Source organism: Proteus sp. G4380, assembly GCF_963885725.1.
Lineage (GTDB): Bacteria > Pseudomonadota > Gammaproteobacteria > Enterobacterales > Enterobacteriaceae > Proteus > Proteus mirabilis.
In genome coordinates, this window is record NZ_CAWPAV010000147.1 from 24,394 (window position 1) to 30,470 (window position 6,077).

Here is a 6,077-nt window from a genome sequence, read left to right on the forward strand (position 1 = left end):
AAAGTAAACGTATTTGAAAATAGCAAAAATTAAGTAAATAGTCCTTTAGCTAATATATCGCTTGCTTGTGTGACGCCGGGTAATACGAAGTAATAACCCCCACCAAAAGGTTTTATATAGCGCTCTAACGGTTCACCATTTAAACGCTTTTGCGTATCAATAAAGCCTTTTTTAAGGTTATTCTGAAATGAGACAAAGACAAGCCCCATATCTAATTGTCCTGACGGCGTTAGCCCTAATGAGTAGCTATAACTGCGACGACGCAGTTTGGCGCTATAACGTTCGGGGGTTCTGGGTTCAGCTCGTCTCATATGGGAATCAAAGAGTATCCTGTCGCCATGAGGATCTTGCTCAAATTCAGGTGAGTCCATTTCTTGCTTCATACCTATCGGCGCGCCTGTTGCACGATGACGACCAAAGTTATTCTCCTGATCTTCAAGAGGTGTTCTATCCCAAAATTCCAAGGCAAAACGAATAAGTCTCACCGCTTGATAGCTACCTCCTAAGCACCACTGCGGTTCATTTTGTTTATCGGTGATCCACACTAAATCATCCATTAAATGAGTGTCAGTGGCAGGGGCATTACCTGTGCCATCTTTAAAACCAAATAAATTAATTGGCGTTTGTTGATTATCAATATCACGAGCAGGTAGAAAACCATCTATTTTCCATCGTGCATGCACTTGCCCAGAAAGATATTTTAAAATATCTCTTAATGCATAAATGATACTTTCTTGACTATTGGCACAAAGCTGAAGTAACAGATCACCGCCACACCATTTAGGATCTAAGCGATCGTTGGGGAAGGGTTTCATTGCTTCAAGGCGTTTGGGTTTATGAGCTTGAAAACCAAACCGATTATCAAAAAAACTATCCCCTAACGCCACTGTGATGGTTAATTCATCAGGATATAATTGGCTACCTAAAATACCGGATCCTGCGGGGGGAAGGTGAGGATTATGACTTTCTTTAAGTTCACGAGATTGTGTTAAAAAAGCAATCCGCTGTGTTAAGGTTCGGAAAATTTTTTCTACTTCCTCAGGGGTTGTTACTGTTAAATCAAGTGCAATAAATGAAGCATGCTTTTGTTCTGGCGTGATAACCCCAGCTTGATGTTTTCCTAAGTAGTTAATAGCACGTTGATAACGAAGTGTTGGTGAACACTTGCTTTTTTCGATGGCATTTGCGCCCATACTGGCAAGCAGTAAACTACCGCCTAACCATTTTAACGTTGTACGTTTATGGTGGTTAACGGGGATTGTGAGGAGTGATTTAAACAGAGTTTTATTTTTCACCATATGCTTCTTTATAGTAATAATAGACATCAATATTGAGCACGTTACGTAATTGTGCAACTTGCTCCGCTAATTGTGTTATTTGTGCAAAGAGCACGGCTTTCTCACTATCAGAAAGCGTATCTAAAGGCTGAAATAATTCTTCATCTCGCTGATATTTTAAAAATAGTTTGCTAATAGTGTCATACTGTTTGCGTAGTGATTGATATTCCTGAAGTGGAATATGGTTAGATAGAGACTCAATGATTAGGCGTGAACCGTATAAATTGGCATACCCATCCCCCAGATCACTTTTTGCATATTGATTTTCAATGCCGGCTAATTTGTCGGTTAAAATCAGCTCTAAACTATCACCTGCAGATTGCACTAATTTAGCTATGGGAATATCTTCAATCGCTAAGCGTTTTTTTAGATCACTAATGCCTCTTAACAGTGCTTTGGCTGACTCGGCTGACGATTGCATATCCTCTAATTTAAAGAGTTGATATTCAACCAAATGAAATCCATTAAAACGGGGCGAGTTTTCTCTTTCAAGAAAGAAATCAGCCCGATTATTTAATAGGCGTTCAGTAGCGCCAAACAATGCAATAATCGGGCGGATCACCTCATAGTGATAATGCGCTTGTTGATAGGCGAGTTGGGCATCAGTCAGTTGATTTTTTTCACTGTTAACAATGACATTTTTTAATGCAGTTTCAACGAAGGTCAACTGATCAACAGCTTTCTGCCGATAGTTAAGAATATTGGTTGTAAATTTTTCAGGAGTGGGAATATCCCCTTTAGCAACAACAATATTTTCACTATCTTGAGTAATGCCTTGAATGATTTTTTTTGCAGAAACAGAAAAAGAGCATAGCGATATCAATAGCAAGATGACAATATGATCACCTTTCAATAGGGCGCTATTTGGCATGACGATCCCCTTGTTTAAATAACAGTGCGACCACCAACCAAAACACAATAAAAGTAACAACACTTAAACCGATGGGTTGTGAGCGATAAGCAAAGAATGAAACTAAGAAATTACCAAAAATGCTTGAATCATCCAAAATATGGCTAAGATCCCATAGTGGATAAATCAAAAAGTCAGGTAATTCAATATCCATTTCAATAAGTAGATTAGCTATCTCTTCTACTGCTTTTAATAGCAAGGAAACGGCGAGGAAAAGCAGTAAAAATCCGGTAATAACAAAGAATTTACGCCAAGAAATCATTTTTGATGTTAGCAAAAATAACCATAGAGTTAGTCCCGCTATCAATAGGCCAATGAATACTTCAATCAAGAAAGACAACGCGGTTTGTGCTGTGAGAGCCATAATATGGCTTGATAGGAAAACAACCACTTCGCTGCCTTCTCTCGCAATGGCAATGGCGATGATCAGTAAAATCCCCCAGACACTTTGTTGTTGCGTTTTTTGTGTCAATTCGTTTTCGATATTGGCTTTTAGTGATTTACCTTGTTTGTTCATCCAATAGACCATCTGAACAATTAATAGGCAGGCAATGATTTCCATCATAACCATAAACAGAGATTGCCAGATATCTTCTAAGGAGCTAAATACCCCATAAATGCTAAGAGCTAAAAGAATAGAGAGTAGTATTCCTACTATTACTCCTCCCCAGAGATATTTCATACCTTGTTTAGGGGTAGGAGAGCGTTTTATCCATGCATAAATGATCCCTACCACCAGCAGAGCTTCAAAACTTTCTCGCCAAACAACAAATAGAACTTGTCCCATATTTATTCAGCCTTTTCAGTCGCAACGATTTCACCTTGAGGGTGAGACAGATGAAAATCATCAAAGAAGGTGTAACGTCCAGGTTTTAGAGGCGCAATCACAACGACAGAACTCGCCCTAGGCGCTAATACTTTTTCTTTACGTAATTGAGTGCTTTCAAATTCAACGGGGCTACTACCGGTATTGCGAATTTTGATCCGTATAGGAGTTTTAGCAGGAACATTTAAAACTCGAGGGATCAGTTCCCCCTCTTTCATTTCTAATTCAACGGTGTATTTTTCTGCGGCTAAAGTAGAGCTTGCTATCATTAATAGCAGTAATAGCGTGTATTGATAGAGATGTTTAATCATTGAAATTTCACTTAACAAAATAGAGGAGATAGCCCTATACACAGGGCTATCAATAATTAAGCTAATTAGTAACTGCCTTTACGGCCAGTACCGCTATAGTTAAAATCCCATGACACTTCAAAAGGCTCGAACCAAGCGGCTACCCCCGTCTCTTTGTCGATATGACGACCAAAAACGACATCTTTATTGTAAGAAGGCGGGTAAATTTTATAGGTAACGTTATATTGGCCGTTGCCATCTAATTTTAGGTTTTCACCATAATGAGGACCATCACTGGCGACCATGGCCATAAAAGTTCCCTGCTGTTTTTTCTCCGGTGCATCTAATTTAGTCACGGTATATTCAACAGTGAGATAAGGGATCCAATCACCTTCAGCAAAACCATTCGGATTATCTTCAACAGCATGAATATCTGCTTCTAAATGGATATCAGCTTTATCAGCAGGTAGGTGCTTCATTGCATGATGGCCTTCCTCTGTGTCCATCGTGATAGGTTGTAGATAGACACCTTGAATTTCCATGCCATTTTTAATGATTGGTTGACCTACGGGATACTCAAGAGCGAAGACAGAAGTGGGAATTAATGATAACAACGTGAGAGCACGCACATAACGAGAGTTCATGTTTAATCCTTATATATTGAATGATAATTGTTATTATTCTTATTAAGATTAACATGATTTATAGCAAAAATAGCAGAAACTTATGTAAGAAAAATATCGTTTAATTTGAAGTGGGAAAGGATAAAAATAAGATTAACTAACTCTTTTTTAAAAGAAAAAATTTTGTTATTAAGAAATGATAGATAAATATACTCAATAGGTTTGCTTTTTAATACTAAGTAAAATCATAGTGTTAAAGAGAATAGATGGAAATCTTATTAACTATCTGACAAAGATAAGCAATCACTGATTTCCATATTAGATCATTAAATTTGACTCTGTGCGCTCCAAAATCTTGATTGTGGCGATTTAGCTAAAACTGATTGAATTGCATCGCTCACCACACTGCCTTTTTTAAGACAATTGATAGGTTGGCGGTAGAATGCTGAGCGAGATAGCAATGTCAACTGACAAGCTTTACTGACTGATAAGCCTGCATTATTTAATGATTGAGCGCAGAACTTCTTCTTAGCTACTACCAACCCTTTTTTACAAAAAGATCCTTCATTGCATAATGTTCAAGGCTAACTGCTACAAACATCTTTTTAAGTTTGGCATTTTCCTCATCAAGATCTTTTAATCATTTAACATCATTGGCTTCCATACCACCATACTTTGATTTCCAATTATAGTAACAGGCATTACTGATCCCGTTTTCGCGACAAATATCTTCTTCTTTCATACCAAAATCAGCGAGTTTTAAAAATTAACGATTCGAGTTTCAGTGAAAAAGATTTTTTTCATCATGACTTATACAATAACCTAATTATAGCTGTCTCATTTTAGGGGAAGTGGATAATCTGTGATAGATATTTTAATGTAATTTTAAAATTATTCTGTTAATATCATTATAGACTGAATTAAATAGAGTGGTTATGTCTGACGTAAAATACTTAACCTTAAAAGGTAAAAAAACAAGGATTAATATCAGCTAATTGTTCTACAGTTGATTCAATTGGTAATAGATATCAAACAGGCCATAAAGATCAAATACAGGTTTTAAGTTTAAATTACACAATAAGCAGGATGCAAAATTCAGTCCACCATCCAGTTTTATTCATTAAACCAATTGATAAGTCATCCCCGTTATTAGGCGTTGCCATATCTAATAATGAATTATTAGATGCTAATTTTGACTTTTTCAGGATAAACCAATTTGGTATTTTAGAAAAATATTTTGAAATTAAATTGAGTAATGCAACTATTGTGGATTTTACACAATCTTCACCAGAATCATCTAACGGATACTCTATCGTCTCCCATGAAAAAATATTACTACGATATGAGTCTATTTCATGGAACCATATTTGTGCTGGTACAAGTGGATATTCCATAAACGAGCAAAATATTATTTGAAGATTTTATAAGTTGCTTTACGTAGGTAATAGTATATTTTTTTTAGATATAGGAGTAGTAAAAGTGAAAACAATAGCCCTGCGACAAATGATGATTCAGGTAATCTAAACATAGCCAGTAAAAAAAATGCAATTACGCTATATCTGATACTATCAAGAATCGATACGAAAAAATTTTTCATCACTTAATTACCATTAATTATAAATTAATCCATTTATTGCTCGATAAACTTCATCAACACTTTTCTTTTCAGATCCTATCATATATAACCATTTTGATATATTTGGTTCTACTATAAAATACCCCATTTCTAAATTCATTAAAACAAGGTCATAATACAGAGTAGGATTGCTATAGCGTAATCTTTCCTTTGCTTGAGAAGCCATCTCTATGATGCCATACCCTCCCACAAAAGCCATTGCTATATTTCCACCACCTCTAATTAACTTGTGGGCAATGGCATTTCTTAGTACCGTATTATATATAAGTTCAGATGCGGCTGTGGCTATGTAAACACGAACTCCTCCTGTTGTTACTAGTGCCCCAGATGTAAGGAATACACCTCTTAATAGGGTTTTAAGATTATTCATTTCATCATCGTTCAGATTAGTAAAAAGGTGTTCTAAGTATCTTATGATAATTGCTCTTATTGGGTTATTACCTTTAAAAGTTTCC

Annotated in this window: 6 protein-coding genes and 2 pseudogenes; 1 reads left to right on the forward strand and 7 read right to left on the reverse strand. The window is 36.2% G+C overall.

The genetic code is table 11. The annotated features are described in order from the left end of the window. Positions 1-29: 29 nt before the first annotated feature. The 6 genes and pseudogenes from efeB to AACU98_RS13280 form a co-directional block, all read right to left on the reverse strand. Entirely contained in the window at positions 30-1,298 is a 1,269-nt protein-coding gene (gene efeB, locus AACU98_RS13255) for an iron uptake transporter deferrochelatase/peroxidase subunit (protein WP_004252520.1), read from the reverse strand. Next, the gene (locus AACU98_RS13260; RefSeq protein ID WP_161734885.1) at positions 1,285-2,208 is read right to left on the reverse strand and encodes an EfeM/EfeO family lipoprotein; all 924 of its coding nucleotides are present in this window, start codon (positions 2,206-2,208) and stop codon (positions 1,285-1,287) included. The genes efeB and AACU98_RS13260 overlap by 14 nt, the downstream gene beginning before the upstream one ends. Continuing rightward, a complete protein-coding gene (locus AACU98_RS13265; protein WP_004245025.1) occupies positions 2,198-3,034 on the reverse strand; it encodes an FTR1 family iron permease in 837 nt (278 codons plus the stop codon). The genes AACU98_RS13260 and AACU98_RS13265 overlap by 11 nt, the downstream gene beginning before the upstream one ends. A gap of 2 nt (positions 3,035-3,036) precedes the next feature. After that, positions 3,037-3,384 carry a cupredoxin domain-containing protein gene (locus AACU98_RS13270; protein WP_108717108.1) on the reverse strand — a complete coding sequence of 116 codons (348 nt, stop codon included), beginning with the start codon at positions 3,382-3,384 and terminating at the stop codon, positions 3,037-3,039. 65 nt (positions 3,385-3,449) lie between these two features. Next, positions 3,450-4,007 (reverse strand): iron transporter, encoded by a 558-nt coding sequence (locus tag AACU98_RS13275; RefSeq protein ID WP_004245023.1) that lies wholly within the window; start codon positions 4,005-4,007, stop codon positions 3,450-3,452. Positions 4,008-4,333: 326 nt separating this feature from the next. After that, positions 4,334-4,790 (reverse strand): annotated as a pseudogene (locus AACU98_RS13280) (transposase); the annotation flags it as partial. Positions 4,791-4,921: 131 nt separating this feature from the next. On the opposite strand from AACU98_RS13280, the pseudogene AACU98_RS13285 reads away from it, so the two are divergent. Beyond that, positions 4,922-5,402, forward strand: a pseudogene (locus AACU98_RS13285) (Hcp family type VI secretion system effector). Between the two features lie 194 nt (positions 5,403-5,596). On the opposite strand, the gene AACU98_RS13290 reads toward AACU98_RS13285, so the two are convergent. Then, positions 5,597-6,077, reverse strand: a 481-nt coding sequence (locus AACU98_RS13290) for a hypothetical protein (RefSeq protein ID WP_161734894.1), incomplete at its 5' end; no start/stop codon positions are given.